Origin of the sequence: Rhizobium sp. RHZ01 (assembly GCF_014851595.1) — a bacterium.
Classification (GTDB): Bacteria; Pseudomonadota; Alphaproteobacteria; order Rhizobiales; family Rhizobiaceae; genus Rhizobium; species Rhizobium altiplani.
The window spans coordinates 71,889-98,583 of record NZ_JACUZZ010000006.1 but is presented as its reverse complement, the minus strand read 5'-3'; the positions used below and the strand labels follow the sequence as shown (position 1 = coordinate 98,583).

The following is a 26,695-nucleotide window of genomic DNA, read 5'->3' as shown; positions in this document are numbered from 1 at the left end:
AGGTCGGCGTCGATACGCTACAGCTCCTGTTTGACGGCCGCTATTGGTGCTTAGAGCTATGTTTCGTCGTTTGTTCTTGCCTAAAAAGAACCTTGCAGTGGCGGTCCATTTGTCACCCAGCGAAAACGCCCCCGTTGGCGTTCAGTTCACTCGCTGCAGTGACGGCACTGGCGACACGCCCGACGTCGCGACATTCGGCGCGCCGACACGCACAAAGGGAATCAGGAGAATGATCGCGAGCAGCACGCAGATGAAAAGGCTGCCCAGCAAGATTGGTTTGATTGCCATGTCCCGTCCGTCGAATCCCAAGGGAACGACACTATTGGGGCAGAACCTGACAACGGCCTGAAGGCAGGCAGTCAGCTCGTTTCACGATCGAAAAGACCGCAGCAAAAGATGCCGACCAGTGTTGCGATGATGAAGAAGTCGAACAACGAGAGATATTCGATGATATTAGGCATGGCCTACTCCTCCTCTGTTCCTCCGGTTGCAACAATATCACGGCGCCCGCGTTTGTTCCATGAAGGATTGCGGTCGGGTCACTTCCGCGACACTCGTACTGGAATTCTTGGCGCAGGCATTCGCGAAGCCTTGAAAGGCCGGTGTGCTGAGATTAAGAGACGTGCAGACAAAGCCGCTTCTACGGGCGAGAGGACATGATGAATTTCGAATCAGCACGCGCAAACATGGTCGACAACCAGCTTCGCACGACGGACGTCACCTCGCATTCAGTGCTGACGGCCTTCCTCACGGTGCCGCGCGAGGCTTTCGTTCCTGAGAAGGCCAAGCCGCTCGCCTATATCGATCGTGATGTTGAAATCTGTCCTGCAGCGGCCGGCAAGCCGGCGCGCTACCTCATGCAGCCGTCGCCGCTTGCAAAGCTGCTCCAGCTTGCGGCTGTCACGAAGGATGACGTCGTCCTCGAGATCGGCGCTGGCAGTGGCTATGTATCGGCTCTTTTCTCGCAGCTTGCCGATACGGTGATCGCCGTTGAAGAGGAGGAAACGCTGGCGGCGGAAGCCAAGACCAACCTCGCCGCCTACACAAATGTGTCGGTCGTCACGGGGCCGCTCAATGCGGGCAACGCGTCAGGCGCTCCCTATGATCTCATTTTCGTCAGCGGCTCGGTCGAGGAGGTTCCTTCCTCCTTGCTGTCGCAGCTTCGTGATGGTGGCCGTCTGGTCACCGTACAGGGCTACGGCGGTTCGGCGCGTGCGAAGGTTTTCGTGAGCGAGCGCGGCACAATTTCCGAAAACGTCTATTTCAACGCCTCCGTGAAGCCGCTGCCCGGCTTTGCCAAGGCGCGTGAATTCGTATTCTGAGCCAAAGCTCCGATGACCGATTCTCGACGGGCGCCTCTGGCGCCCGTTTTCTTTCCCGCCATGGAATCCGAGCGCCAGGCAGCGTGGCAGAAAAGCTGTGCATGGCATCATTCATTTGATTCGCGATGATTTTTTTAAATCCTCGGCTATCCTAAGGTATGGGTGATTCGGATGCCCATTCCACGCAATCCGGTCGTTTTTCGGAGTAACGGGGATAGATATGGCTCAGCCAAGCGTAGCGCGTGAACCGTCCATGGAAGAGATTCTGGCGTCGATCCGCCAGATCATCGAGAGCAATGACCCCGGTGCGGGCAGGGCACTCTCCGCGTCACTGCCGGCGGTTTATGGTGCTGACGAGGACGATCGCGGCTCGGACATTCATTTGACGGTGGACGAGACCTACGCTGGCGTGGAATTCCCTGAAACGGTCGCTCAGCCCGATCCGCGTTTCGTCGCGGCCAACTCGGCAGGGTCGGCTCCCGTGCCGGAGGCACAGCCGCGCGCCATGTCTCTTGCCGATGTCGCTGCGCGCGTCCGTGCCGCCTCGGAGAGGAACGCTGCGCAGTTGCAGCGCGAAGTGCCGCCGGCATTTCGGCCGCCGGAAGCAAGAGCCACCGAGGTGAGGACTGAAACGCCGGACGCTGTCGGCGAGGCACCGCTGTCCCCGCGCCCTACGGAAGCCGTTACCGCACCCTTTTCAGTTCCTGCGGCGAAAATTGTTGCTGTTCGCCCGCCGGTAGAGGTTCCATTCGAGCTACCTCCGGTCGTTGCCATGGAGCCGCGACCAGCTGTCGTTCCCGCGGCCGAGGTAGCAGTTGCCGCTGTCGCCGAGGCTGCGAAAGAAACAATGCCAAGCGTTGTTGAGCACGAGCAGCAGCCAGCGCTGCTCTCGCACGACGCCGGACTGCAGATCGCTCGTTCCTTTGAGGAGCTTGCCGCCGCAATCGATGGTGCCGAGCGCCGGTCGTTTGATGAGATCGCCGAAGACATGCTGCGCCCCATGCTGCGCGAATGGCTGGACGACAATCTGCCGACGCTGGTCGAACGTCTCGTGCGCGAAGAGATCGAACGCGTGGCGCGTGGCCCGCGCCGCTGATCGGAAACGCCTTTGCTCAAAAGCCGCTCCGGTCTCCGGGGCGGCTTTTTTATTGACTTGCCCGTAGCCATCCTATTTACAACCCGCATCTAAGAACCTCCAGATTTTGGTCCCCAAATGCTCGACAAGACCTACGATTCCGCTACCGTTGAACCGAAAATCGCTGCGAAATGGGATGAGGCGGACGCCTTCCGCGCGGGCGCCAACGCCAAGCCGGGCGCCGAGACTTTTACCATCGTCATCCCGCCGCCGAACGTGACCGGCTCGCTGCACATGGGGCACGCGCTGAACAACACGCTGCAGGACATCATGGTCCGCTTCGAGCGCATGCGTGGCAAGGATGTGCTCTGGCAGCCGGGAATGGACCATGCTGGCATCGCCACCCAGATGGTTGTCGAGCGCAAGCTGATGGAACAGCAGCTGCCAGGTCGCCGCGACATGGGGCGCGAAGCCTTCATCGATAAGGTCTGGGAGTGGAAGGCGGAATCGGGCGGCCTTATCTTCAACCAGTTGAAGCGCCTCGGCGCCTCCTGCGATTGGTCGCGTGAGCGCTTCACGATGGACGAGGGGCTTTCGGAGGCCGTTCTTGAAGTCTTTGTAACGCTTTACAAGGAAGGCCTAATCTATCGGGACAAGCGCCTTGTCAACTGGGATCCGAAACTCCTGACGGCGATCTCCGACATCGAGGTGGAGCAGCACGAGGTCAACGGAAATCTCTGGTACTTCCGCTATCCGTTGGAGCCCGGCGTCACCTATCAGCATCCCATCGCCTTCGATGACGACGGCAAGGCAACGGAATGGGAAACGCGTGACTATATCGTCGTCGCGACCACTCGCCCGGAAACGATGCTTGGCGACACGGGCGTCGCGGTGAACCCGAAGGATGAGCGCTACAAGCCGCTCGTCGGCAAGCATGTCATCCTGCCGATCGTTGGTCGGCGAATTCCGATTGTCGCCGATGATTATCCGGACCCGACGGCCGGAACCGGCGCTGTCAAGATGACGCCGGCACATGATTTCAACGACTTCGATGTTGGCAAGCGTGCCGGTCTGCGAGTCGTCAACGTGCTCACTGCCGACGCTCGGATCACGCTCAAGGATAATGAGGATTTCCTGGAGGGGATTCCGGATGCCGCCGCATTGCACGGCGCCTGGGACGAACTTGAGGGCAAGGATCGTTTCGAGGCCCGCAAGATCATCGTTCGTATCTTTGAAGAAGGCGGCCTGCTCGACAAGGTCGAGCCGCACAAACACATGGTTCCCCACGGTGACCGTGGTGGTGTCCCGATCGAGCCGCGCCTGACGGAGCAATGGTACGTCGACGCCAAGACGCTCGCGGCACCGGCGATCGCCTCGGTCCGTGAAGGCCGGACTAAGCTCGTTCCGCGCAGTTGGGACAAGACGTATTACGAGTGGATGGAGAACATCCAGCCGTGGTGCGTTTCCCGTCAGCTCTGGTGGGGCCATCAGATCCCGGCCTGGTACGGTCCGGATGGTCAGGTCTTCGTTGAAAAGACCGAAGAAGAAGCGCTGCAGGCGGCGATCCAGCACTATCTCTCGCACGAAGGCCCGATGAAGGCCTACGTCGAAGACCTGCTCGAGAACTTCAAGCCCGGCGAAATCCTGACGCGCGATGAAGACGTTCTCGACACTTGGTTCTCCTCCGCGCTGTGGCCGTTCTCGACGCTCGGCTGGCCGGAACAGACGCCGGAGCTGGACCGCTACTATCCGACCAACGTTCTGGTCACCGGCTTCGACATCATCTTCTTCTGGGTTGCCCGCATGATGATGATGGGCCTGCATTTCATGAAGGATGACGATGGCGTTCCGGTCGAGCCGTTCCACACGGTTTATGTCCACGCGCTGGTCCGCGACAAGAACGGCCAGAAGATGTCGAAGTCCAAGGGCAACGTCATCGATCCGCTGGAACTGATCGATGAATACGGCGCCGACGCGCTACGCTTCACGCTGGCGATCATGGCAGCCCAGGGTCGTGACGTGAAGCTCGATCCAGCCCGCATTGCCGGCTACCGCAACTTCGGCACAAAGCTTTGGAATGCGACGCGGTTTGCCGAGATGAATGGCGCCAAGAGCGATCCGCATTTCGTGCCGGAAGCAGCTGAACTGACGATCAACCGCTGGATCCTGACGGAGCTTGCCCGTACGGAACGTGACGTAACGGAAGCCCTGGAATCCTACCGCTTCAACGATGCAGCAGGGGCGCTCTATCGCTTCGTCTGGAATCAGGTCTGCGACTGGTATCTCGAGCTGCTGAAGCCAGTCTTCAACGGCACGGACGAGGGTGCTAAAAAGGAAGCGCAGGCCTGCGCGGCCTACATCCTGGAAGAAATTTACAAGCTCCTGCATCCCTTCATGCCGTTCATGACGGAAGAACTCTGGGCGCACACCGCAGGCGAGGGCATCGAACGCGACACGCTGGTTTGCCATGCCGAATGGCCGGCGCCGTCCTACGCCGACGATGCGGCGGCCGATGAGATCAACTGGCTGATCGATCTGGTTTCCGGCATTCGCTCGGTTCGCGCCGAAATGAACGTTCCGCCGTCTGCCGTTGCTCCGTTGGTCGTTGTGGACGCCAACAGCCTGACGCGCGAGCGGCTCGTTCGGCACGACGCCGCGATCAAGCGTCTTGCCCGTGTCGACGCCATCTCGCTGGGCAGCGAGGCACCGAAGGGAGCCGCGCAGATCATCGTTGCCGAGGCAACTGTCTGCCTGCCGCTCGGCACCCTGATCGACCTTGCCGCGGAGAAAGCTCGCCTCGAGAAGGCGATCGCCAAGGCCGACGGTGAGATCGCCCGCATCAACGGCAAACTCTCGAACGAGAAGTTCGTCGCGAATGCCAACCCTGAGGTGGTCGCCGCTGAACGTGATCGCCTCGAGGAATTGCAAGGCCAGATCGCCAGCCTGCGGGTTGCACTATCGCGTGTGTCTGAGGCGGCATAAAATCAACGCTTGGTAGTAATATATTCTAAGGCGTCCGATTGCGAATCGGGCGCCTTTTTTCAGGCTCGGTCGAGATTGATGGATTTCAAGGCCAGGCTTGCCGGGATCGCTGACGGGAATCCTTGATTTCACACGTTTTCTTGAGCCGTTTGGCGAAAAATATGACTGTTGTTTCTCTGTTACAGGGCGGCGTTATCGTGGAATGGTCGACCTCAATTGCTTGGGTAGTTTTACCTTTCGTGGAATTTTCTTCTAAATTGTTGGAATATTGACGTGCCCGTCAAATTTTTACGTAAAGCATCTGTTGGTGCAGTTTCTAATCACGCCCGATCACAAAGTTGCCATTTATCGGCATCGTCGGCACAGTCCCGCCATTGCAATTGCCCGAGTGGGGGAGACACCTTGGCATCTCGTATGACTTCGGCCAGCATTGTGTCGCTGGTTCTATTTTCAACGCTGGCGCAGCCGTCCTTCGCGGGCGGTCTTGACCGCAGCGGCTATAATATCGATCTGCTGTTTGATCAGTCGCGCTTTTCAGCGCAGTCGGCCGTGATCTATGTCATGCCGCAGCGCGAATTGAAGAATGTGAGGGACACTGATCCTTCCATTCGGCCCGGCGGCGGAAACCTGAACAATCGGTCCCACTCGGCGGACGACACAGAGAATTATGCAGTCCCCTACGTCGGTTTCAAGGCCGGGTATGAAGATGTGGACTGCCTCTTCGACTACTCCGAGCCATTTGGCGCACACACGAATCCCGGCATCAATTGGGCAGGTGCCAACAACAACATCGAAACGAAGATCAAGACGCATAACTATGCCACGACGTGCTCGTACAAGTTTGATGTGGGCCCTGGCCAGCTTCGCTTGATTGGCGGCGCCTTCTATCAGGAAGTGGAAGGCTTCAAGGAGCGCCTAGTTAGCACGGTTCCAATCGCATTCGGCACCGGAACGGGCGTAGGTCGGTTGGACCTTGAAGACAATGCTTGGGGATGGCGGACTGGCATCGCATATGAAATTCCAGAATACGCGATGCGCGCGAGCTTGGTCTATAACAGCCGTGTGAAGTATGACAGCCTGAGTGGTACGGTTGACCTGACGCAGGTCCGGGCGCCAGTCGCACCGCTGAATGCCGCGCCCTATGGCGCAGTCACGAATGTCTTCGGCGAGGCGGAAGCTCCCGACTCGCTGGAGCTAAAGCTTCAGAGTGGTATTGCGCCAGATTGGCTGGCATTTGGTTCTGTGAAATGGACCAACTGGAGTGTCCTCCAGTCGATCTCACTCTGCCCTACATACACGAAGGGCAGGGCTTGCACCGCCACGAGCGGAACTCAGCTCACGTCTCTTGATCTGCTCTATCAAGATGGCTGGACCATTACCGGCGGCATTGGTCACAAGTTCAATGAGCAGTGGACCGGCGCTGTTAGCCTGACTTGGGACCGCGGTACGAGCCACGGCTATGGCTCGCAGACGGACAGCTGGACGGTTGGGGTCGGCGCTGCTTATAACCCGACCGACAACATTGAATGGCGCCTTGCCGGTGCCCTCGGCGTTCTGACGAGCGGTTCCTCCGGAGTGCTGGTGGAGAATGGTGTTCCCTACGGAACCGACGTCTCTTACGACTTCGGCAATGATCTCGTGGCCGCTGTCTCGACCAGCATCAAGGTGAAATTCTAGGTTTCAAAGATGAACCGCAGATCAGCCCGGCAAAACTGCCGGGCTTTTCTTTGTGTACGGGTCGTTAAGCATGGCGTTTCCCTGTCTCGTTTTGTGACGATTCAGCAACAGTTTTTTACCAGCATTTGCGTAAGATGATGCCAAGCTGAAATTGTCCATTTCCCGCCACAAACTAGGCGCAGCGCTATATGCGGGCGAGGGAATGACAGGCGTAAGGTGCGCGTAAAAGAGTACGATGAGCGAATTCGTAGCGGATACAGTCAGGGTGGGTAAGGCCTGCGGCAACGATGCCGCGGCCAGCGCGATTTCCCTTTTCCCGCAAGGCTATTCCGTCTCAGAACTTCGCTCTGACGTTGCGCTTCCGAACCTCTCTTTCTTCTCGCATTCAAACCGATTGGCGTTGTCGGAATCGGCTTCCGGTAACAACGATACAGGTTTGGTCACAATTGGTGATTACCTTTTTCTCGACTGCGGAAAGGCGCGGAGCCGGGCCGCGGGAGTGAGGCGAATGGCATCGCGGGGGAGCCGCGCCGGGCAGCGGGCGGACAGTGTCGATGCGCTTGGAATTGAAGCTCTCGCAGGAGGGCGGAAGGCTGGATGCGACGCGGGCAAAGGGGCCATTGAGCCCACCGCGGGATCGCTCGCCGGGAGGAATGCATCCGCGGATCGAAAGTCCGCACGGGTGGAATCGAAAGAAACCGAGTGAAATGCTGACGTCCGAGTTCAGACCTTTCAGAATGATGCTCATGGGGATTTCCATTGCCTGTTGCGCGGCAATTGTCTCCCCAGCGGGTGCATTCGACATAAAGTCGGGTGTATCGAAGGAGTCTGGCCCGTTCGACCTCTTCAAGTTCGGTTTCAAAGCCTACAAGAACGGCCAGAAGGAAGAGGCGGTCGAAGCCTATAAATACGCGGCGGAAAAGGGACACACGGGCTCACGCTGGGCGCTCGCCAACATGTATGCCGACGGCGATGGCGTCGCGCAGGATGATTTCGAAGCTTTCAAGATCTACAGCGAGATTGCGCAGCAGGGCGTCGAGCCTGGCTCTGAAGATACAGGATTCTTCGTCAACGCCCTTCTGTCGCTTGCCAACTATTACAAGCACGGAATTCCCGATAGCCCTGTAAAGACCGATCTCAACCAGGCGCGTCAACTCTACTTCCAGGTCGCGTCTACCTTCGGGGTGCCCGAGGCGCAGTTCCAGCTGGCACAGATGATGCTGGCGGGCGAAGGCGGCAGCACCAGCACGCAGCAGGCAAAGAAGTGGCTCAACCAGGCCCGCAAGAGCGGCCATCCCGGTGCCATGGCCGTCTTCGGCAATATCCTCTTCCAGGAAGGGCAGGCAGCCAACGGGCTCGCGCTAATGACCGCGGCGCTCGACCGCTGCAAGCCCACGGACTGCGGTTGGATGGAGACCCTGCAGGAGCAGGCTTTCTCCGTCGCAACGGAAAGCGATCGCCGCTCGGCCGTGGCGCTTTCTCACAAGATCGCTGTCAACGGCGCCGATTAAAGCGCGCTGAGCGCTGTCGCCAATCTGAACGAAAAAGCTCAGGCCGCGAAATCGAAGTAGGCTACGACTGGCACGTGGTCTGACGGCTTCTCCCAGGCACGAACGTGCTTTTCGATCGCTGATGATGTCATGCGATCGGCAGCCTCGGGCGAAAGCAACAGGTGGTCGATGCGAATGCCGTTGTTCTTCTGCCAGGCACCCGCCTGATAATCCCAGAACGAGTAGAGTTGAACGGCATCGGTCGTCGCGCGCACGGCATCCGTCAGTCCAAGGCCTCCTAGTTTGCGGAATGCCTGGCGCGTCTGCGGCAGGAACAACGCGTCGTTCTCCCAGGCCTTCGGGTCGAAGCAGTCATGCGGCTCCGGGATGACGTTGTAGTCCCCTGCGAGGATCAGGATTTCCTCGTAGGCCAGACGGTCGGCCGCGAATGAGCGCAGCCGTTCCATCCAGGCGAGCTTGTAGCTGTATTTCTCGGTTTCAACAGGATTGCCGTTCGGCAGGTACAGGCAGCACACGCGGGCGACGCGGTTGCCCGGCAGCGAAAAGACGGCTTCCAGGAAGCGAGCCTGCTCATCGAGCGGATCGCCCGGCAGCCCGCGGCTCACTTCGTCAGGTTTGGTCTTGGAAAGGATCGCGACGCCATTGAAGCCCTTCTGGCCGTGTGTCTCGACATGATAGCCCATCGCTTCGATTTCGAGCCTCGGGAAGCCCTCGTCGATCGTCTTGATTTCCTGCAGGCAGACGATATCGGGATCGGAGTCCTTCAGCCATTGCGTGAGATTGTCGATGCGCGCCTTGACGCCATTGATGTTCCAGGTCGCGATCTTCATGGGGTGTCCTATTCCGCTTCGTCGGCTTCTTGTATCGCGCTCTTTCGATCGCGGACAAGACGATAAAACCGGCCGCAAGGGAATCTTTCGGCGGTTCGATGTGGATACCAGGGATAGGGATTAGATCGAGAAGCTTGTGCCGCAGCCGCAACTTGCAACTGCGTTCGGGTTCTTGATCTGGAAGGATTGGCCAAGGAGATTGTCGACGAAGTCAATCTCGGATCCGGCCATGTAGACCAACGAGAGGCTGTCGATCAGCACCTTGGCGTCGTTCTTTTCGACGATCGTGTCGTCGTCCTGCGGGTCATCTGCAAGGTCGAACTTGTAGGAAAAGCCTGAGCAGCCGCCGCCTTCTACGGAAACGCGCAGCGCGCTCTTCCCGGGTTCGGTGCCGACGATCGCTGCGATTCGTTTTGCCGCGGCATCGGAAAGGGTTACACTTGTGTCCGTCATGTTTGCTCCTGCCGGGGTCAAGATCCGGAGAGAATATCTGTTAGCCGCTCGTTTCAAGCGGCAGATTTCATAGCCACTTGCGCTCTATACCACGAAAGCGCCAGTTCGGGCAAAGTGACTGCTAAAGCATCACTTTGCCGTTTATGCTCTTATAGGTATGAAGAGTGCAGGGCGGCGTCAATGGGCGGGCTGCCGCATATAAGTAATGGTGACGAATGACGATCGACAGGCATGCTTTGGGTTATGGCGACAGCGAGAGGGCCGTCTATGCAGCGGACCCTTGGAAGACTCGCGGCAGGCTTTATCCCGAGGATTTCAGCCCGACACGGTCGGATTTTCAGCGTGACCGGGATCGTATTGTTCACACGACCGCATTTCGCCGGCTGAAGCACAAGACGCAGGTCTTCATCGCCCAGGATGGCGATCATTATCGCACCCGTTTGACGCACACGATCGAGGTCGCGCAAGTTGCCCGCGCGCTGGCCCGGGCATTGAAGCTGGACGAAGATCTCGCTGAGGGCGTGGCGCTCGTCCATGATTTCGGCCACACGCCCTTCGGTCACACCGGCGAGGATGCGCTGCACGAGGTTCTGCTGCCCTACGGCGGGTTCGATCACAACGCCCAATCGCTGCGCATCGTCACTAAGCTGGAGCGCCGCTATGCCGATTTCGATGGCATCAATCTGACATGGGAAAGCCTTGAAGGGCTGGTCAAGCACAACGGCCCGCTTCTGACGAAGGACGGTGCCGGCACACGCGGGCCAGTTCCACAGCCGATCCTGGATTATTGCGAGATCCACGACCTGGAACTGGATACCTATGCCAGCCTTGAGGCACAGGTGGCCGCCATCGCTGACGATATTGCCTACAACACGCATGACATCGACGACGGGCTTCGCTCCGGCTACCTGAGCTTTGAGATGCTGGAGGAGATCCCGTTTCTGGCCGGTCTGATGGCCGAGGTACGGGAACGCTATCCGAACCTTGAGCCCAGCCGCTTTACCCACGAGATCATGCGCCGCCAGATCACACGGATGGTCGAAGACGTCATTTCCGTTGCCCAACGGGGTCTTGCGGAGATCAAGCCGAAAAGCGCAACGGATGTTCGCCTGGCCAATCGGGTAATCGCGACATTCTCCGACGAGATGTCCGAGACTGACCGGCAGATCAAGGCGATGCTGTTCAAGCGCATCTACCGGCACCCCGAGATCATGCGTATTCGTGCCGGTGCTGGGCAGATTGTGACCGATCTCTTCGGGGCCTATATGGCCAATCCAAAGGAGATGCAGAGCCACTATTGGGTGGATCACATCGCAGGGCTTGCCGAACCGGCGAGGGCGCGCCATGTCGGCGACTATCTGGCGGGGATGACCGACACCTACGCGATCAGTGCCCACAGGCGATTGTTTGACCACACTCCAGATTTGCGATAGGCAGCGGTCGCCCGGCTACGACCGGACAAATGCCTTGTGGCAAAGCCTATGCATGGAAGAGTGCGATGAACCTTTTTACCGATTTCGACGCCCGGATTAAAACCGCCCTTGAACAGATCGATCTGGTCAAGGAGAAGCGATCCGAGGTGGATTTCGGCCGCATCGCGATCGAACCGCCACGCGACCCGAGCCACGGCGATGTTGCAACCAACGCCGCGATGGTGCTCGCAAAGCCGCTCGGCACCAATCCGCGCGCCTTGGCTGAGATCATCACGGAGAAGTTGAAGGAAGACGCCGACGTCGCTGACGTCTCGGTAGCTGGACCCGGCTTCATCAACATCAGGCTCTCCGTCGGTTACTGGCAGCGCCTGCTTGCCTCGATGATTGAGGCCGGTACAGACTACGGCCGCTCGACGATTGGCGCTGGCAAGCGTGTCAACGTCGAGTATGTGTCGGCAAACCCGACTGGTCCTATGCATGTCGGCCATTGCCGCGGCGCCGTTGTCGGCGACGCCCTAGCCAACCTGCTTTCTTTTGCCGGCTTTGATGTCGTCAAGGAGTACTACATCAACGATGCCGGCTCGCAGATCGACGTGCTGGCGCGCTCCGTGTTCCTGCGTTACCGCGAAGCGCTCGGAGAGAAGATCGGAGAGATTCCGCCCGGCCTTTATCCTGGCGACTATCTCATCCCGGTCGGTCAGTCGCTCGCGAATGATTACGGGGTCAAGCTGCACAACATGCCGGAAGAGCAGTGGATGCCACTCGTCAAGGATCGCACCATTGATGCGATGATGGCGATGATCCGCGATGATCTGGATGCTCTGAACGTGCATCACGACGTCTTCTTCTCGGAGCGCACGCTGCATGCCAATGGCGCCGCCGCGATCCGCACGGCGATCAACGACCTGACATTCAAGGGACACGTCTACAAGGGCACATTGCCGCCGCCGAAGGGCCAGTTGCCCGAGGATTGGGAAGATCGCGAGCAGACGCTGTTTCGCTCGACGGAAGTCGGCGACGACATGGATCGCCCGCTGATCAAGTCGGACGGTTCCTACACCTATTTTGCTGCCGACGTTGCTTACTTCAAGAACAAATTCGACCGCGATTTCAACGAGATGATCTATGTTCTCGGTGCTGATCACGGCGGCTACGTTAAGCGCCTGGAAGCGGTCGCTCGCGGCGTTTCCGAAGGTAAGGCAAAGCTGACTGTCCTTCTTTGCCAGCTCGTGAAGCTGTTCCGGAATGGCGAGCCGGTCAAGATGTCGAAGCGCTCGGGCGAATTCGTCACGCTCCGCGACGTCGTCGAGGAGGTCGGTCGCGATTCGGTTCGTTTCATGATGCTCTACCGGAAGAGTTCGGAACCGCTGGACTTCGATTTCGCCAAAGTAACGGAGCAATCGAAGGATAATCCGGTGTTCTACGTGCAGTATGCACATGCGCGCTGCATGTCTGTTTTCCGGCAGGCGAAGGAGGTATTTCCTGACCTCGACGTGACGCCGGCCAACCTTGCTAATGCTGTTGCGGGCATCTCGGATCCCGCGGAATTGCAGCTGGTTGCGAAGGCCGCGGAGTTTCCACGCTTGGTCGAGTCTGCGGCGCAGTCACAGGAACCTCACCGCGTCGTATTTTACCTCTATGATCTGGCGAGTTCTTTCCATGCGCACTGGAATAAAGGTAAGGATCAAGTAGACTTACGATTTATTAACGATAAGAACCGAGAATCGAGTATAGCCAGATTAGGGCTGGTGTACGCCGTTGCGTCGGTTTTGAAGTCGGGACTTGCCATTGCGGGTACCGCTGCGCCGGATGAGATGCGGTAGCGTCACCATTTACCCACAATGCTCTGGCATAAACCTTAGCAGTTGCGAGTGGGATGAGTATGGCAGACAAACAGCGGGCGTATGACACGCGTAAGAATACGGACCTCTTTGCTGACGATGATCCTCTGGCGGAACTTGCCCGCATCGTCGGCTTCGAGCCGCGGGTAGCAGCAAATACCGTCGAAGATGCCCCCCGACAGGAGCCGGCCTTCAATCTCGAGGATGAATTGTTGCGCGAATTCGAGCGCTACGATGCGCCTCAGTCTGAGGCTTCCTTCGATCTGCCTGAACCCCCTTTCGAGCAACCGGCTGCCTTTGAGGCTCTTGTCGAAGCCGATCTTTCGCCGGTCAACCAGGCCGAGCCCGAATTTGCTGTCGAGCCTGAAGTCGCGAGCGAGCCGGTGGCCCATCGGTCATTGGACGCGGCTTCCAACCTGACCCCTGCCGCTTGGGCGTCGAATGCCGTCCGTGAGGGCGAGCAGATTTCTGGTGGCGCACGGGATCTGATCGAAGAACTCGAGATGTCGATCGGAGCGTCGCCGGCCTCCGCTGCTCCGGTGGCCCCCGCCAAGGCGCCGCAGTGGTCTGCGGCCAGCATTCGGTTGCCGATCGCCAACTTCCATCCGGCACGTCGCGATGAGCCTTCACCCGCGCCGATTATTCCTGTTGTAGCGCCGGAGCCAGTCGCCGCTGCGTCGGAGAGCGCTGCTGTTTTCGAAGTGCCCGTTGCCGCAGGCTTTCCTGCTGAAATCGATCGGCACGAAGAAGCCGAGGCGGTTTACGATGCGCCTGAGGTGCCTCAAGGGGCGCCGTTCGATGAACCTGTCATCGATCACAGCGCCTTCGATCTGGCTGCTGCAGCGAAGGATGACGGTGCCCTTCAGGCCGATGCCGCGCTGACCGAAGCCGCGCCGACGGAGAGCGACGATATTGCCTTCGATATCGACGAACTCCTCGCCGACGTATCGCATTACCCTGTTCCTGAGCGTCAGAACACGCCTGCGGCCGATGTCGCAGAGATTCCGCACTCGCCGGAGCCCGCCCGCGTAGTGGCGCCGTTGCCGAAGCCGGTCGAGCCGCCTCTGGCCGCTCCCACGGCCAAGGCCGAACCGGAAGGTGACGATCCTTTCGCTGGGCATGACTTTGAACTCGATCTTGAAGGTATCGAGCTGGAGCTTGCCGACTTTGACTTTGCTGAGCCCGTGAAGGTGCAACCGCAAGCGGTCGAGCCGGCGCGAGTTCAGGCACAGCATGTCGAGGTGGTCAGACCTCAGCCGGTTGCCCCGGTGCCCGCTTTCCAGCCGGCGCCCGCTCCGGTCGTTGCTGCCGCCCCGATCCACCAGGCCCCGGCCGAGGCAGCGTTCGTCGCGAAGGCGCCTGTTACACCCGCATTCACGGCCGATGCCGGAGACGATCTCCCGTTCGATCCGTCGATGATCTCGGATGCGGAATATCATCCGGAAGCCGTCGAAGAGATGCACGTGCCCGTGCTGCCTCCTATTGAGCAGCCGGAGCCAGTCGTAGCGACCTCCGATTTCGATTTCGACGTCGACGCCGAGATCGCCAACCTTCTTGCACCCGCAAATCCGGTGGAAATGCCCGCGAAACCGGTCGTCGAGGAATGGCGGACCCGTGCGCCCGTATCCGTCGCGCCGACTGCAACACCGGCAGCGTCCGTCGCCAAGCAGGCACCATTGCAGGGCTTGGACGAGTTCGAGCGCGCTTTGGAAGAAGACTTCCGCCGGAGCGTCAACGAGCCGGTACAGCGCCGCGAGAACGTTTCTCAGGTACAGATCCAGTCGGCGAGTGAAGCCGAGGACATGAGCCGCGCACGCTCGATGAAGCGTATGCTGGCTGCCGCTGCGGCAATCGTCGTGTTCGGCGGTGTCGCCTATGCAGGTTACACGTTCCTGGCCCGCGATGGAGGCCTCGGCATCGCCTCCGGCGAGCCGCGCGTGATCACGGCGGACAACGAGCCGGTTAAGGTCGTACCGGAAAACCCCGGTGGCAAGACCGTGCCGAACCAGGACAAGGCTGTTTACGACAGCGTTGGTGGGGCCGCTGCTGAGGCGCCTAAGCAGAAGGCGCTTGTATCCAGTGACGAGCAGCCGGTGGACGTCGTGCAGCGCACGCTGACACCGGAAACGCTGCCTGAGGACAACGACAGCGATATCGCGACGCCGCCCATGGCGACACCTGTCGGAGACACCGAGGATCCGCGCCTGCTGCCGAGCGAGGATACGGCCGCTGCCGACGAGGCAGACAGTGCCAATCAGGCTCCATCGGTTTCCGCCCGCAAGGTCCGCACCATGATCGTCCGACCGGACGGCACTCTGGTTGCCCGCGACGAGCCGGCTCCTGAAGCGGCCCCGACGCTGCCGAAGGCAACGCCGGTTCAGACGCAGAAGATCACGGCTGGCTCAAAGCCGGCTGGCGGCACAGCTGCTAATTTCCCGGCGTCGGGACAGGTTGCTGCCGCTGACATCCGTTCGACTCCGGTTGAAGCAACCAAGCCGACGGCGGCTCAGGCTCCCTCTGAAAACGCGCTGGCCAAGGCGGCTGCCGCCACTCCGGCGAATGTCGATCCGCCGGTTCGCGCCGTGAAGAGCTCGACGGTGAGCGACACTGCACCGGCTCCCGCAGCGCGCCCCGTGATCGATGCGGCGAAGGCACCGGTTGAAGCGCCGGCAGCCCAGAAGCCGAAGGACGTTGCCGCTGTTTCGCCGGCTGCGACCCAGGCTCAGCCGACTGCATCGGCTAGCGGTTATGGCGTCCAGATCGCATCGCTTCCCTCCGAGGAAGAGGCGAAGAAGACCTTCGCTAGCCTTTCGAAGAAGTTCGCGAGCGTGCTTGCCGGTCGCAGCTACGAGATCCGCAAGGCGGATATTGCGGGCAAGGGCACGTTCTACCGCCTTCGTATCCCGGCAGGCTCCAAGGACGAAGCCGCGGCCATTTGCGAAAAGTACCGTGCTGCAGGCGGCAGCTGCCTTATCTCGAAGTAAGTTTCTGCAAACATTCAATGAAAGCGGCGGGCCTCTGGTCCGCCGCTTTTTTTGTGAATGCCGATTGACGCGGCTCGTAATTCCGCAAGGCACCTCTATGATTCGGGTATGACCGAATCAAAAGCAATGATCCTTGGCTGTAGCGGCCTATCCCTCACTCCCGATGAAAAGGCGTTTTTCAACACCGAGCACCCCTGGGGCTTCATTCTGTTCGGGCGCAATATTTCCGAGCCGCAACAGATCAGTGACCTCGTCGCGGAAATGCGAGACGCTGTCGGTTGGCACGCGCCGGTCCTGATCGACCAGGAGGGTGGACGCGTCCAGCGTATCCGGCCGCCAATCTTCCAGCATTATCCGTCGGGGCAACAGCTTGGTGATATCTATCGGCAGGACAGAGAAAAGGGCCTGCGAGCCGCATGGCTGATGTCGCGGCTGCACGCCTTCGATCTTTCGGGCCTCGGGATCAACGTTGATTGCCTGCCGGTTCTGGACGTGCCGGTGGAAGGCAGCAGCAACGTGATCGGCAATCGCGCCTATGGCGGTGATCCAGCAACTGTGACGGCCATGGGGCGTGCCGCTGCCGACGGTTTGAAGGCGGGTGGCCTTCTACCTGTGATGAAGCACATGCCTGGCCACGGGCGCGGCTTTGCGGATTCACATCACGAACTGCCGGTTGTCACCGTCTCGCGCACGGAACTCGAGGCGCACGATTTCCCGCCGTTCATTGCCATGAAGAACGAATTGATGGCGATGACGTGTCATGTTGTCTTTGCGGCCATCGACTCGGAGCGTCCGGCAACGACCTCACGCAAGGTCATTGACGGCGTCATCCGCGACCATATCGGCTTCAAAGGACTGTTGCTCTCCGATGATACGTCGATGAACGCGCTTGCTGGTACGATCGGTGAGCGCGCCGCCAACATCATCGGCGGTGGATGTGATATCGTGCTGCATTGCAATGGCCACATGGACGAAATGCAGCAGGTGGTCGCAAACGTACCGGTCTTGCAAGGCCAGTCGCATTTGCGGGCAGAAGCGGTGCTGAATCGCTTCCCGACAGCTGACAAGGCCGACGAGGCCTCGCTTCGGGCCGAATTCGATGCGATGTTTGCAACGGTCTGATTGCGAAAGGAACAGGGCAGGGTGACGACGGCCAAGGACACGGAACGGCCACAGACGGCGGCTACGCCGATGGACAAGCTGTGGCAGGAGAGCGGTGCTGAGCGCGCGACCTCCGATCCGGCCCTGCTGATCGACGTTGCCGGCTTCGAAGGTCCCCTCGACCTCTTGCTCTATCTCGCCCGCAATCAGAAGGTCGATCTGTCCCGCATCTCTGTTCTTGCGCTGGCGGAGCAATATTTGCAGTTCATCGAAAGCGCGCGGCGGATACGGATAGAGCTTGCTGCCGACTATCTCGTGATGGCCGCTTGGCTTGCCTACCTGAAATCGCGTCTGCTGATCCCGCAGCAGGCCAAGGACGACGGGCCCTCCGGCGAGGAGATGGCGGCGACGCTCGCCTTCCGCCTGAAACGCCTCGAAGCGATGCGCGAGGCCGCGAGCGGTCTTGTCAATCGCAACCGCCTCGGACGGGATATCTTCGCTCGCGGCGTCCCAGAGCACCTCCCGGACAGGCATCAGTCCGCATATGATGCAAGCCTCTATGATCTGCTGACGGCCTACGCGTCGCTCAGGCAGCGTCAGGCCGTGACGCAGGTCACCATCGCGCGCCGCAACGTCTGGTCGCTGACGGACGCCCGCGAGCTTCTGACCCGCATTATCGGCGAGGTCAGCGAGTGGACTGCACTCGAATCCTATCTGTTGCGTTACATGTCGTCTCCGGAAGACAGGGTCACGGCGATTGCCAGTGCGTTTGCGGCTTCGCTGGAGCTGGTCCGCGAAGGCAAACTCGAAATCCGGCAGGATGGAGCCTTCCAGCCCCTCTACATGCGGCGAGGCCCCAAGCATGCGACGCTGCAGGTCGTCGAACAGGAGCGACCGGCGTGACCGATCTGGAAGAAGAACACATCGATAGCGTAATGGTGGAAAATTCAGACGACGAGGTTCGTGCGGAGACCGAGGCAGAGCGCATCGCCGAGGCACTGGTCTTTGCGTCCGCCCAGCCCGTTTCCGAAAGCTTCATCGCAGACCGCTTGCCTCGCACGTTCAACGTCCGCGCCATCATGTTGCGCCTGAAGGAGCAATATGCCCATCGCGGCGTCAACCTCGTCCAGGTAGACGATGCGTGGGCGTTTCGAACGGCCGCTGATCTCTCTTTCGTCATCCGGCGCGACGAGAACGAAACGAAGAAGCTCTCGCGCGCGGCCCTGGAAGTATTGGCGATCATTGCCTATCATCAGCCGGTGACACGCGCCGAAATCGAGGACATCAGGGGCGTGCAGACCTCTCGCGGCACGATCGACGTGCTGATGGAGGCGGGTTGGGTTCGGTTTCGCGGCCGCAGGCGCACGCCGGGCCGGCCTGTCACGCTCGGCACCACCCGCGATTTCCTCGATCACTTCGGCCTGGAAGAACTCCGCGACCTGCCGGGGCTTGAAGAGTTGAAGGGGGCAGGGCTGCTCTCCGGTCGCATACCGGCCAATTTCAATGTACCATCGCCTATGATGAGCGACGAGTTGACCGAGGACGAAGATCCAATAACGCAACTCGATCTTGAGGAACTCGGCCTGCTTGCACCGGGCGGCGGGTCCGAAGACTAATCGGATTTGTCTTGGTTCCGCCACGCATCGCGAAAACAATGCCGATCATAGTTTTTCGGATGTGTATTCTCTTGTCACAGAGGGCGATCCCGTGACATTAAGCGACAATCCAAGGGGAACTTTGATGTTGGAATTGGTGTAGGAAGCTCTTACATCTGGAAACATCGCAACAGGGAGTTAGCGTAATGGGTTCTTTTAGCATGTGGCACTGGCTGATCGTTCTGGTCATCGTGCTTTTGTTGTTCGGTCGCGGCAAGATTCCGGAGCTGATGGGTGATGTCGCCAAGGGTATCAAGAGCTTCAAGAAGGGCATGAACGACGAAGACGCGCCTGAGTCCACGACTGCCAAGACCGTCGATCACAAGGCCGACGAAACGAAGTAATCCACTTCCGGGCAACGTAGCCCCCACGTTTCCCGTTCAGGAGCCTTGAATGTTCGATATTGGCTGGACCGAGCTGCTTGTCATCGCGGTCGTATTGATCGTGGTGGTTGGTCCTAAGGACTTGCCGCCGATGCTTCGTGCGTTCGGCAAGATGACGCAGCGCGCTCGTAAGGTCGCCGGTGAGTTTCGTGCCCAGTTCGACGAGGCCCTGCGTGAAGCGGATCTGGACGAAGTTCGCCAGACGCTGACCGATGCGCAGAAGCTGAACCCCGTCAACACCTTGCGCGAAGCAATGAACCCGCTTCGCCAGATGGGCAACGAAATCAAGGCTGACCTGCAGAAGGCGACGACGGTCGATAACAAGACCGAAGTTCCGCCAGCTGCCGTATCGGTTCCTGAGCCGTCGATGAGCCTGCCAGAGACGCCGCCGGTCGTAGCACCGGCGCCTGTTGCAGCAGGCGTTGAAAATGCGGCAGCCCAGGAAAAGCCGAAGGCGGCCCGTAAACCGCGCGCCAAGGCGGAGCCTGCGCCTGCCGCAGTTGCTGCTCCGGTCGGAAAGCCCAAGCGGACTTCGACGAAGACAGCGGCCGCCAAGAAGCCTGCGGCAGTTGCCGCCACAGCCGCTCCGAAGAAGACGGCAGCAAAGAAGAAGAAGGACGACGCATGAGCGGTGAAATCGAAGACAAGCCGCAGCCGCTGATCGAACACCTGATGGAGTTGCGTACGCGGCTGATCTGGTCGATCGGTGCGTTTTTCGTCGCGTTCATCGCCTGCTTCATATTCGCCAAGCATCTCTTCAATGTGCTCGTCTATCCATACAAGTGGGCGGTGACCTGGGCGCATCTAGACGTGTCCAAGGCGCAGCTCATATACACCGCGCCGCAGGAGTTCTTCTTCACGCAGGTAAAGGTCTCCATGTTCGGCGGCCTGGTCATCGCCTTTCCGATTATCGCCGCGCAGATCTACAAGTTCGTCGCCCCTGGCCTCTACAAGAACGAGCGAGCGGCCTTCCTGCCGTTTCTGATTGCGTCGCCGGTCCTGTTTCTGATGGGTGCTTCGCTCGTCTATTTCTTCTTCACGCCGATGGTCATGTGGTTCTTCCTGACCATGCAGCAGGCGCCGGGTGAGGGCGATGTCGCGATCTCGCTGCTTCCGAAGGTCTCTGAGTACCTCAGCCTGATCATGACGCTGGTGTTTTCGTTCGGCCTGGTCTTCCAGCTTCCTGTCATCACCACGCTGCTCGCCCGAGTTGGGCTGCTGACTTCCGATTGGCTGGCCGAGAAGCGCAAGTTCGCGATCGTGCTCGCTTTTATCGTGGCAGCGGTGCTGACGCCGCCCGATCCGATGTCCCAGATCGGCCTTGCACTGCCGACCATCCTTCTCTACGAGATTTCCATCTACGCGGCGCGACTCGTGGAGCGCCAGCGTGCCCGCGAGGCGGTCGAAGAGGCTGAAGGAAACACGGACGTTGCCAAGACGGACAACGTCTGACGATCTCCCTCAATGAGCGCTTCCAAGCATCCGGTCGAGGCCTAGCCGGGCTTTGGCCGGGTTATCTTTTTTACAACGACCTGGAACGACGATGCTCGATATAAAATGGATCCGTGAGAATCCCGAAGCCCTCGATGCGGCACTTGCCAAGCGTGGTGCCGAGCCTTTGTCCGAAAACCTGATCGCGATCGACGAAAAGCGCCGTTCGGCCATCCAGAGCGTCCAGGACATGCTGTCCCGCCGCAATGCCGCCTCCAAGGAGATCGGCGCTGCGATGGCCCAGAAAAACAATGGGCTTGCTGAAAAGCTGAAGGCCGAAGTAGCCGACTTGAAGTCGCTGCTTCCGGCCGCGGAAGAGGGCGAGCGGCAGGCGACGGACGAACTGAACGATGCGCTGTCGCGCATTCCGAACATCCCGCACGATGACGTGCCGGTTGGCAAGGACGAGCACGACAATTCCGTTGCCCGAGTCGTCGGCGAAAAGCCCCGCTGGAATCATACGCCGAAGGAACACTTCGAAATCGGCGAAGCGCTCGGCTACATGGACTTCGAACGGGCTGCGAAGCTCTCGGGATCGCGCTTTACCGTGCTGACCGGCCCGCTGGCGCGGCTGGAGCGTGCGCTCGGTCAGTTCATGATCGACCTGCATACGCGCGAGCACGGCTACACCGAAGTCAGCTCGCCGCTGATGGTTCGTGACGATGCCATGTTCGGCACCGGCCAGCTGCCAAAGTTTGCGGAGGACCTGTTCAAGACCACGGATGGCCGCTGGTTGATCCCAACCGCCGAGGTGACGCTCACCAATCTCGTCTCGGGCGAAATCCTCGACCAGGAGAAACTGCCGCTTCGCTTCACCGCGCTGACCCCGTCCTTCCGATCGGAGGCAGGCTCTGCCGGACGCGACACGCGTGGTATGCTGCGCCAGCATCAGTTCTGGAAGTGCGAGCTCGTCTCGATCACCGATGCCGAGAGTTCGCTTGCCGAGCACGAGCGTATGACGGCTTGCGCCGAAGAGGTGCTGAAGCGCCTCGGCTTGCATTTCCGCACGATGACGCTCTGCACCGGCGACATGGGCTTCGGTTCGCGCAAGACCTACGACCTCGAGGTTTGGCTGCCCGGCCAGAACACCTATCGTGAAATCTCGTCCTGCTCGGTCTGCGGCGATTTCCAGGCGCGTCGCATGAATGCGCGCTATCGCGGCAAGGAAGACAAGGCGACGAAGTTCGTTCACACGCTGAACGGTTCCGGCACGGCGGTCGGCCGCTGCCTGATTGCGGTTCTGGAGAACTACCTGAACGAGGATGGTTCCGTGACCGTTCCCGATGCTCTGCTGCCATACATGGGCGGTTTGACGAAGATCGAACGGGCGGCCTGAGCCGATGCGCATTCTGCTCACCAACGACGACGGCATTCACGCGGAAGGCCTCGCGGCGCTGGAGCGGATTGCGCGGACGCTGTCCGATGATGTCTGGATTGTCGCGCCGGAGACGGACCAGAGCGGCCTTGCGCATTCGCTGAGTCTTTCCGAGCCGTTGCGGCTTCGGAAGATTTCCGACAAGCATTTCGCGCTGCGCGGAACTCCGACCGATTGCGTCATCATGGGCGTCAAGCAGGTTATGGACGTCAAGCCCGACCTGGTGCTGTCGGGCGTCAATTCAGGCTCTAACGTCGCCGATGATGTGACCTATTCGGGCACCGTCGCCGGGGCGATCGAGGGCACGCTGCAGGGTGTCCGCTCCTTTGCGTTGAGCCAAGCCTATCTGCACCAAGACGGGGCAAGGGTGGTCCCCTGGGAGGTCTGCGAGGCGCATGCGCCGGCACTTCTCGACAAGCTCATATCGCTCGACCTGCCTGACGGCACCTTCCTGAACCTGAACTTTCCGAATTGCCGGCCGGAAGAGGTCGAGGGCGTGGAAGTGACGGCGCAAGGGCGGCTTGCCTTCAACCTGCAGGTCGATGCCCGTTCCGACGGGCGCGGCCTGCCCTATTACTGGCTCCGGTTTGGAGAACGCGCCGGCGCCTTCGTCGCAGGCACGGATATTCACGCCCTGAGAAGCCGCAAGATTTCGGTAACGCCTTTGAAACTGGATCTGACTGATTATTCCGTACAGGACCGAGTCGCGCGGGCGCTTTCGGGTACGGAGTAGACTATTTTGACGGCACGGCTGGTGGAGAAGGAAGGTTTTGCGGCGCTCGTCTTGAGGCTGCGAGCCGAAGGCGTGTCCGATCTGGACCTGCTGACTGCAGTCGAGCAGACGCCGCGGTCGCTGTTCGTGCCGGCACAATTTGCCGAGCAGGCCTATTCGAGCCGCACGATCCCGATCGAATGCGGCTCCTTCATCGAAGGCGTCGATCTCGCGGTCAGGATCCTTCATCACCTGAAAATCAAACCCGGGCAACGCGTGCTCGAGGTCGGCACCGGCAGCGGCTTCATGACCGCCGTCATGGCTCGCATGGCCGAGCGCGTGCTGACGATCGACCGCTACAAGACACTGACGACGAATGCGCAGCGCCGTATAGACTCGCTCGGACTGCGAAACGTCATCATCCGCCAGGCTGACGGCAGCGCCGGTCTGCAGGGAGAGGGGACCTTCGACCGTATCGTCGTAACCGCTGCGTTCAATTCGATGCCACGGTTCTACACCGACCAACTCGTTTCCGGCGGTTCGATGATCGCTCCATTGATGATTTCCGACAAGGAGTGTCGCCTCGTGCGGCTCACGAAAACGGGCAGCCGCTTCGAGCGCGAGGAGCTGTTCGACACACCCTATCTTCCGATCGTCCCTCGTCTCGCATCTCAACTCTAGGGCGATCGGCTCGCAAGCGTTGCTATGGTTAGCAATCCCTCAAAAAAATCTCGCGGATTCCGGCACCTTAACCGCGTGGTAATACTAACGCGCTTTAATAAACCCACAAATGGTTGCGTTAATCAGTGGGTCGAGTCATGCGTTTCAGTCTTTCGCCAAGAGTGGGCAAGTCTGCCGGTAATGTCCTGATAGCGGCTTTGCTGGCGAGTGCGGCAACGGGTTGCAGTTCCGATGTGACACGTTTCGGTGGTCTCTTCTCGTCATCCGGTCAGGATCAGATGACGACCAACTCAATCCCTCGCAGAGGTATGCAGGCCGATCCGGTGCCGCAGGCGGATTTGGCACAGGGCGGCTACGCGCCAAGTAGCCAGGCAATGAGCCAGCCTTATTCCGCGCAGCCCGCTTATGGCGCCTCCAGCGCCCGCATGGCCTCGGCACCTGTTTCCGTCCAGCGCTCCGAACTTGCGGCTCCCTCCGCCGTTGCACCGGCAGCGCCATCCCGTGAAAGGCAAGTCGCACTCGCCCAGCCATTCCCTGCCGCCACTGCTCCGAAGAAGTCGGCGCCCATTCTCGTTCCACCGAAGACAGACTCGATCGTCACCGGCACGAACCCCAAGGTTTCCGGCTGGTCGGCAACCAATGCGCCGTCCGTCACACTTCGCCCGGGTGAAAGCATCGCGACACTCGCCAACCGCTACGGTGTGCCGGAGAAGGAGATCCTTCGGGTCAACGGCTTCAAGACTGCCGCTGCCGCCAAGCCGGGCCAGATCATCCTGATCCCGACCTTCAACGGAGGCAATGCAGCAAAGGCAGCCGCCCAAAGCGCCGACCTCTCCAAGGGTGGGCATCTGCCGCAACCGAACAAGCAGCAGGAACAGAACGTTGCGGTCGTTCCGGGTGCGAACTCCGCCCGTGACAAGTCAGTCGCAAATGCCGATCCGTCCAACAAACTTGCGGCCGGTGCAGGCAAGGGGCCAAAGGGCGCCGGCGGCACCTACGTCGTCAAGCCGGGTGACTCGCTCGCCAAGATCGCCAAGGCGACGGGCACCAGCATAGACGATCTGAAGGCCGCCAATAACCTGTCGGCCGGTTCTATCCGCATCGGTCAGGAGCTTAATCTTCCGGGTGGTTCTCAGGATGGCATGAAGACGGCTTCCATTCCGGCAAAGGCAGAGCCGAAGCCAGTCGCCGAGCCCGCCTCCGCAACGTCGACTGCTGCCGCGCAGCCGGCAACCTACAAGGCTCCTGTCGCCACCGAGACGGTGGATGAGGCTGCCAAGAAGGAAGTGGCGTCCGCCGCACCCGAGGCTACCGGCATCGGCAAGTATCGCTGGCCGGTTCGTGGAGCTGTCATTGCCGCCTACGGCGCCAACGTCAACGGCAGCCGCAACGACGGCATCGACATTTCCGTGCCCCAAGGTACGCCGATCAAGGCGGCCGAAAACGGCGTGGTCATCTATGCTGGCAACGGCCTGAAGGAGCTCGGCAATACGGTCCTCGTCCGCCACGACGATGGTACGGTCACCGTCTACGGCAACGCCGATACCTTGAGTGTTGCCCGCGGCCAGAAGATCCAGCGCGGCCAGACGGTCGCCGTCTCCGGCATGAGCGGCAACGTCAAGCAGCCGCAGGTCCATTTCGAAGTTCGGAAGGACGCGACGCCGGTCAACCCGATTACCTTCCTCGAATAGGTATTGCGTCCGAGGATGCTCAAAAGCCCGGCCTCAAGCCGGGCTTTTGTCATTATGCACGGTCGAGTGCAATGCGCATCCGACCGGCGAGATCCTGAATGTACTGCCAGGCAACACGGCCCGAACGTGCGCCACGCGTCGTGGCCCATTCTAGCGCCTCCGCATGCATCTTCTCGCGATCGATTGGCAGCCTGAAGTGGTCGGCATAGCCGTCGATCATCGTTAGATAGTCGTCCTGGCTGCATTTGTGAAAACCCAGCCAAAGGCCGAACCGGTCGGACAGCGAAACCTTTTCCTCGACCGCCTCCGAAGGATTGATCGCCGTCGACTGCTCGTTCTCCATCATGTGGCGCGGAAGCAGGTGGCGCCGGTTCGAGGTCGCATAGAACAGGACGTTGTCCGGTCTACCTTCCACGCCGCCATCAAGGGCTGCCTTGAGCGATTTGTAGGCCGTGTCATCATGGTCGAACGAAAGGTCGTCGCAGAAGACGATGACACGGTGCGGCGTGTCCTTGAGAAGATCGAGCAGCGTCGGGAGGCTCGCAATATCCTCGCGATGCACTTCCACCAGCTTTATCGACACGCCGCTCTCGCGCCGCACATCCTCGTGAACAGCCTTGACCAGCGACGACTTGCCCATGCCGCGCGCACCCCAGAGGAGAACGTTGTTGGCCGGAAAGCCTTCGGCGAAGCGCACCGTATTCTCGTGCAGGATATCGCGCACGTGGTCGACACCGCGGATGAGCTTCAGCGCCACGCGGTTCGGCCGTGCAACCGGCTGAAGATGCTGACGGGCAGGGGACCAGACGAAGCAGTCGGCCGCGTTCCAGTCGTTCAATGCGGGCGGCGGCCCCGCCAACCGATCGATCGCATCTGTGAGCCGGCGCAGCTCCGTCAGAATGGCGTTGTTGACGTCTCCGGCCATGGGCCTTCCTCCTGAATTCTGCTTGCAACCAGTGTACTGTGTCTTTTGCCTGCGGCGTAGCATGGCCTTTTACGAGCGGAAAGGTTATGAGGCAGCGGAATCGGTACGGTTTCCAGCTGTTTCTGTTGCATTCGCAAAGACCGCAATTATAGTCCGGCCACCCGAGAAAAGGCGGAGTTCCGCCTCCGGAAAGTTTGAGGAGTTTAGCATGTTCATCACCCCGGCATTTGCCCAGGCTGCCACCGATACCGCGGCGTCGCCGTTCGGTTCCGGCTTCGAAATGATCATTCTTTTCGTGCCGTTGATGGTTGTATGGTATTTCTTGCTGATCCGTCCGCAGCGCGCCCAGGCCAAAAAGCGGGAAGAAACGCTGAAGGCGATCCGTCGTGGCGATCAGGTTGTGACCGGCGGTGGCCTCGTCGGCAAGGTCACCAAGGTTGTTGACGACAAAGAACTCGAAGTGGAGATTGCAGACGGCGTTCGCGTTCGCATCGTCCGCACCGGCATTTCGGAAGTTCGCGTCAAGGGTGAGCCAGTCAAGGCGGACGCTGCATAGTATTGCAAACCAAGATG

The 26,695-nt window shown here is 60.0% G+C and carries 23 protein-coding genes; 19 read left to right on the top strand and 4 right to left on the bottom strand.

Annotation, left to right across the window (positions count from 1 at the left end; genetic code table 11):
* Positions 1 to 141: 141 nt before the first annotated feature.
* Positions 142 to 288: a hypothetical protein gene (locus IB248_RS09055; protein WP_018859400.1), complete on the bottom strand. Its 147-nt coding sequence runs from the start codon at positions 286 to 288 to the stop codon at positions 142 to 144.
* Between the two features lie 368 nt (positions 289 to 656).
* Here IB248_RS09055 and IB248_RS09050 point away from each other — a divergent pair, with 368 nt between their 5' ends.
* From IB248_RS09050 to exoR, 5 genes are all read left to right on the top strand, one after another.
* Positions 657 to 1,322 (top strand): protein-L-isoaspartate O-methyltransferase, encoded by a 666-nt coding sequence (locus tag IB248_RS09050; protein ID WP_192240737.1) that lies wholly within the window; start codon positions 657 to 659, stop codon positions 1,320 to 1,322.
* 220 nt (positions 1,323 to 1,542) lie between these two features.
* Entirely contained in the window at positions 1,543 to 2,418 is an 876-nt protein-coding gene (locus tag IB248_RS09045) for a DUF2497 domain-containing protein (protein ID WP_192240736.1), read from the top strand.
* A gap of 117 nt (positions 2,419 to 2,535) precedes the next feature.
* Positions 2,536 to 5,379, top strand: a complete 2,844-nt coding sequence (locus IB248_RS09040; protein ID WP_018859397.1) for a valine--tRNA ligase — start codon at positions 2,536 to 2,538, stop codon at positions 5,377 to 5,379.
* Positions 5,380 to 5,781: 402 nt separating this feature from the next.
* Positions 5,782 to 7,056, top strand: coding sequence for an OmpP1/FadL family transporter (locus IB248_RS09035; protein ID WP_026372078.1), 1,275 nt, complete (start codon positions 5,782 to 5,784; stop codon positions 7,054 to 7,056).
* A gap of 707 nt (positions 7,057 to 7,763) precedes the next feature.
* Positions 7,764 to 8,567 carry an exopolysaccharide production regulator ExoR gene (exoR, locus tag IB248_RS09030; protein ID WP_192240735.1) on the top strand — a complete coding sequence of 268 codons (804 nt, stop codon included), beginning with the start codon at positions 7,764 to 7,766 and terminating at the stop codon, positions 8,565 to 8,567.
* 38 nt (positions 8,568 to 8,605) lie between these two features.
* Here exoR and xth read toward each other — a convergent pair whose 3' ends face one another.
* Together xth and erpA are read right to left on the bottom strand one after the other, a co-directional pair.
* On the bottom strand, positions 8,606 to 9,397 hold the full coding sequence (gene xth / locus IB248_RS09025; protein WP_112641435.1) for an exodeoxyribonuclease III: 792 nt from the start codon (positions 9,395 to 9,397) through the stop codon (positions 8,606 to 8,608).
* A gap of 120 nt (positions 9,398 to 9,517) precedes the next feature.
* Positions 9,518 to 9,850 (bottom strand): iron-sulfur cluster insertion protein ErpA, encoded by a 333-nt coding sequence (erpA, locus tag IB248_RS09020; protein ID WP_018859392.1) that lies wholly within the window; start codon positions 9,848 to 9,850, stop codon positions 9,518 to 9,520.
* 215 nt (positions 9,851 to 10,065) lie between these two features.
* Between erpA and IB248_RS09015 the strand changes: the two genes are divergently transcribed.
* The 13 genes from IB248_RS09015 (at position 10,066) to IB248_RS08955 (ending at position 25,197) form a co-directional block, all read left to right on the top strand.
* Complete coding sequence (locus IB248_RS09015) at positions 10,066 to 11,283, top strand: deoxyguanosinetriphosphate triphosphohydrolase (RefSeq protein WP_018859391.1); 1,218 nt, start codon at positions 10,066 to 10,068, stop codon at positions 11,281 to 11,283.
* 65 nt (positions 11,284 to 11,348) lie between these two features.
* Positions 11,349 to 13,106 carry an arginine--tRNA ligase gene (gene argS / locus IB248_RS09010; protein ID WP_113470171.1) on the top strand — a complete coding sequence of 586 codons (1,758 nt, stop codon included), beginning with the start codon at positions 11,349 to 11,351 and terminating at the stop codon, positions 13,104 to 13,106.
* 59 nt (positions 13,107 to 13,165) lie between these two features.
* Positions 13,166 to 16,108, top strand: coding sequence for an SPOR domain-containing protein (locus tag IB248_RS09005; protein WP_018859389.1), 2,943 nt, complete (start codon positions 13,166 to 13,168; stop codon positions 16,106 to 16,108).
* Positions 16,109 to 16,216: 108 nt separating this feature from the next.
* Positions 16,217 to 17,230: a beta-N-acetylhexosaminidase gene (gene nagZ, locus IB248_RS09000; protein WP_192240734.1), complete on the top strand. Its 1,014-nt coding sequence runs from the start codon at positions 16,217 to 16,219 to the stop codon at positions 17,228 to 17,230.
* A 21-nt stretch (positions 17,231 to 17,251) separates the two neighbouring features.
* Positions 17,252 to 18,112, top strand: a complete 861-nt coding sequence (locus IB248_RS08995) for a ScpA family protein (protein ID WP_192240733.1) — start codon at positions 17,252 to 17,254, stop codon at positions 18,110 to 18,112.
* Positions 18,113 to 18,144: 32 nt separating this feature from the next.
* Complete coding sequence (gene scpB, locus IB248_RS08990; protein ID WP_051085621.1) at positions 18,145 to 18,825, top strand: SMC-Scp complex subunit ScpB; 681 nt, start codon at positions 18,145 to 18,147, stop codon at positions 18,823 to 18,825.
* Between the two features lie 185 nt (positions 18,826 to 19,010).
* Positions 19,011 to 19,208 (top strand): twin-arginine translocase TatA/TatE family subunit, encoded by a 198-nt coding sequence (locus tag IB248_RS08985; RefSeq protein ID WP_007532194.1) that lies wholly within the window; start codon positions 19,011 to 19,013, stop codon positions 19,206 to 19,208.
* Between the two features lie 49 nt (positions 19,209 to 19,257).
* Complete coding sequence (gene tatB, locus IB248_RS08980) at positions 19,258 to 19,875, top strand: Sec-independent protein translocase protein TatB (protein ID WP_018859385.1); 618 nt, start codon at positions 19,258 to 19,260, stop codon at positions 19,873 to 19,875.
* Positions 19,872 to 20,699, top strand: a complete 828-nt coding sequence (gene tatC / locus IB248_RS08975) for a twin-arginine translocase subunit TatC (protein ID WP_192240732.1) — start codon at positions 19,872 to 19,874, stop codon at positions 20,697 to 20,699. Before tatB ends, tatC begins: the two co-directional genes overlap by 4 nt.
* 91 nt (positions 20,700 to 20,790) lie before the next feature.
* Positions 20,791 to 22,074, top strand: a complete 1,284-nt coding sequence (gene serS / locus IB248_RS08970; RefSeq protein ID WP_018859383.1) for a serine--tRNA ligase — start codon at positions 20,791 to 20,793, stop codon at positions 22,072 to 22,074.
* Positions 22,075 to 22,078: 4 nt separating this feature from the next.
* Positions 22,079 to 22,846, top strand: a complete 768-nt coding sequence (gene surE, locus IB248_RS08965; RefSeq protein WP_018859382.1) for a 5'/3'-nucleotidase SurE — start codon at positions 22,079 to 22,081, stop codon at positions 22,844 to 22,846.
* A 6-nt stretch (positions 22,847 to 22,852) separates the two neighbouring features.
* Positions 22,853 to 23,506 (top strand): protein-L-isoaspartate(D-aspartate) O-methyltransferase, encoded by a 654-nt coding sequence (locus tag IB248_RS08960; protein ID WP_018859381.1) that lies wholly within the window; start codon positions 22,853 to 22,855, stop codon positions 23,504 to 23,506.
* A gap of 137 nt (positions 23,507 to 23,643) precedes the next feature.
* The gene (locus IB248_RS08955; RefSeq protein WP_026372075.1) at positions 23,644 to 25,197 is read left to right on the top strand and encodes a peptidoglycan DD-metalloendopeptidase family protein; all 1,554 of its coding nucleotides are present in this window, start codon (positions 23,644 to 23,646) and stop codon (positions 25,195 to 25,197) included.
* 52 nt (positions 25,198 to 25,249) lie between these two features.
* Here IB248_RS08955 and IB248_RS08950 read toward each other — a convergent pair whose 3' ends face one another.
* Positions 25,250 to 26,122, bottom strand: a complete 873-nt coding sequence (locus IB248_RS08950; protein ID WP_018859379.1) for an ATP-binding protein — start codon at positions 26,120 to 26,122, stop codon at positions 25,250 to 25,252.
* Between the two features lie 208 nt (positions 26,123 to 26,330).
* Between IB248_RS08950 and yajC the strand changes: the two genes are divergently transcribed.
* Positions 26,331 to 26,678 (top strand): preprotein translocase subunit YajC, encoded by a 348-nt coding sequence (gene yajC, locus IB248_RS08945; RefSeq protein WP_018859378.1) that lies wholly within the window; start codon positions 26,331 to 26,333, stop codon positions 26,676 to 26,678.
* The last annotated feature ends 17 nt before the right edge of the window (positions 26,679 to 26,695 follow it).

Bases quoted from the DNA above. Each gene is read 5' to 3' on its own strand.
- erpA (WP_018859392.1), bottom strand. From the start codon at position 9,850: ATGACGGACACAAGTGTAACCCTTTCCGATGCCGCGGCAAAACGAATC.
- exoR (WP_192240735.1), top strand. From the start codon at position 7,764: ATGCTGACGTCCGAGTTCAGACCTTTCAGAATGATGCTCATGGGGATT.
- tatB (WP_018859385.1), top strand. From the start codon at position 19,258: ATGTTCGATATTGGCTGGACCGAGCTGCTTGTCATCGCGGTCGTATTG.
- IB248_RS09005 (WP_018859389.1), top strand. From the start codon at position 13,166: ATGGCAGACAAACAGCGGGCGTATGACACGCGTAAGAATACGGACCTC.
- xth (WP_112641435.1), bottom strand. From the start codon at position 9,397: ATGAAGATCGCGACCTGGAACATCAATGGCGTCAAGGCGCGCATCGAC.
- tatC (WP_192240732.1), top strand. From the start codon at position 19,872: ATGAGCGGTGAAATCGAAGACAAGCCGCAGCCGCTGATCGAACACCTG.
- IB248_RS09015 (WP_018859391.1), top strand. From the start codon at position 10,066: ATGACGATCGACAGGCATGCTTTGGGTTATGGCGACAGCGAGAGGGCC.
- IB248_RS09055 (WP_018859400.1), bottom strand. From the start codon at position 288: ATGGCAATCAAACCAATCTTGCTGGGCAGCCTTTTCATCTGCGTGCTG.
- serS (WP_018859383.1), top strand. From the start codon at position 20,791: ATGCTCGATATAAAATGGATCCGTGAGAATCCCGAAGCCCTCGATGCG.
- IB248_RS09040 (WP_018859397.1), top strand. From the start codon at position 2,536: ATGCTCGACAAGACCTACGATTCCGCTACCGTTGAACCGAAAATCGCT.
- IB248_RS09050 (WP_192240737.1), top strand. From the start codon at position 657: ATGATGAATTTCGAATCAGCACGCGCAAACATGGTCGACAACCAGCTT.
- IB248_RS08955 (WP_026372075.1), top strand. From the start codon at position 23,644: ATGCGTTTCAGTCTTTCGCCAAGAGTGGGCAAGTCTGCCGGTAATGTC.
- IB248_RS09045 (WP_192240736.1), top strand. From the start codon at position 1,543: ATGGCTCAGCCAAGCGTAGCGCGTGAACCGTCCATGGAAGAGATTCTG.
- IB248_RS08950 (WP_018859379.1), bottom strand. From the start codon at position 26,122: ATGGCCGGAGACGTCAACAACGCCATTCTGACGGAGCTGCGCCGGCTC.
- IB248_RS08985 (WP_007532194.1), top strand. From the start codon at position 19,011: ATGGGTTCTTTTAGCATGTGGCACTGGCTGATCGTTCTGGTCATCGTG.
- yajC (WP_018859378.1), top strand. From the start codon at position 26,331: ATGTTCATCACCCCGGCATTTGCCCAGGCTGCCACCGATACCGCGGCG.
- argS (WP_113470171.1), top strand. From the start codon at position 11,349: ATGAACCTTTTTACCGATTTCGACGCCCGGATTAAAACCGCCCTTGAA.
- surE (WP_018859382.1), top strand. From the start codon at position 22,079: ATGCGCATTCTGCTCACCAACGACGACGGCATTCACGCGGAAGGCCTC.
- scpB (WP_051085621.1), top strand. From the start codon at position 18,145: ATGGTGGAAAATTCAGACGACGAGGTTCGTGCGGAGACCGAGGCAGAG.
- nagZ (WP_192240734.1), top strand. From the start codon at position 16,217: ATGACCGAATCAAAAGCAATGATCCTTGGCTGTAGCGGCCTATCCCTC.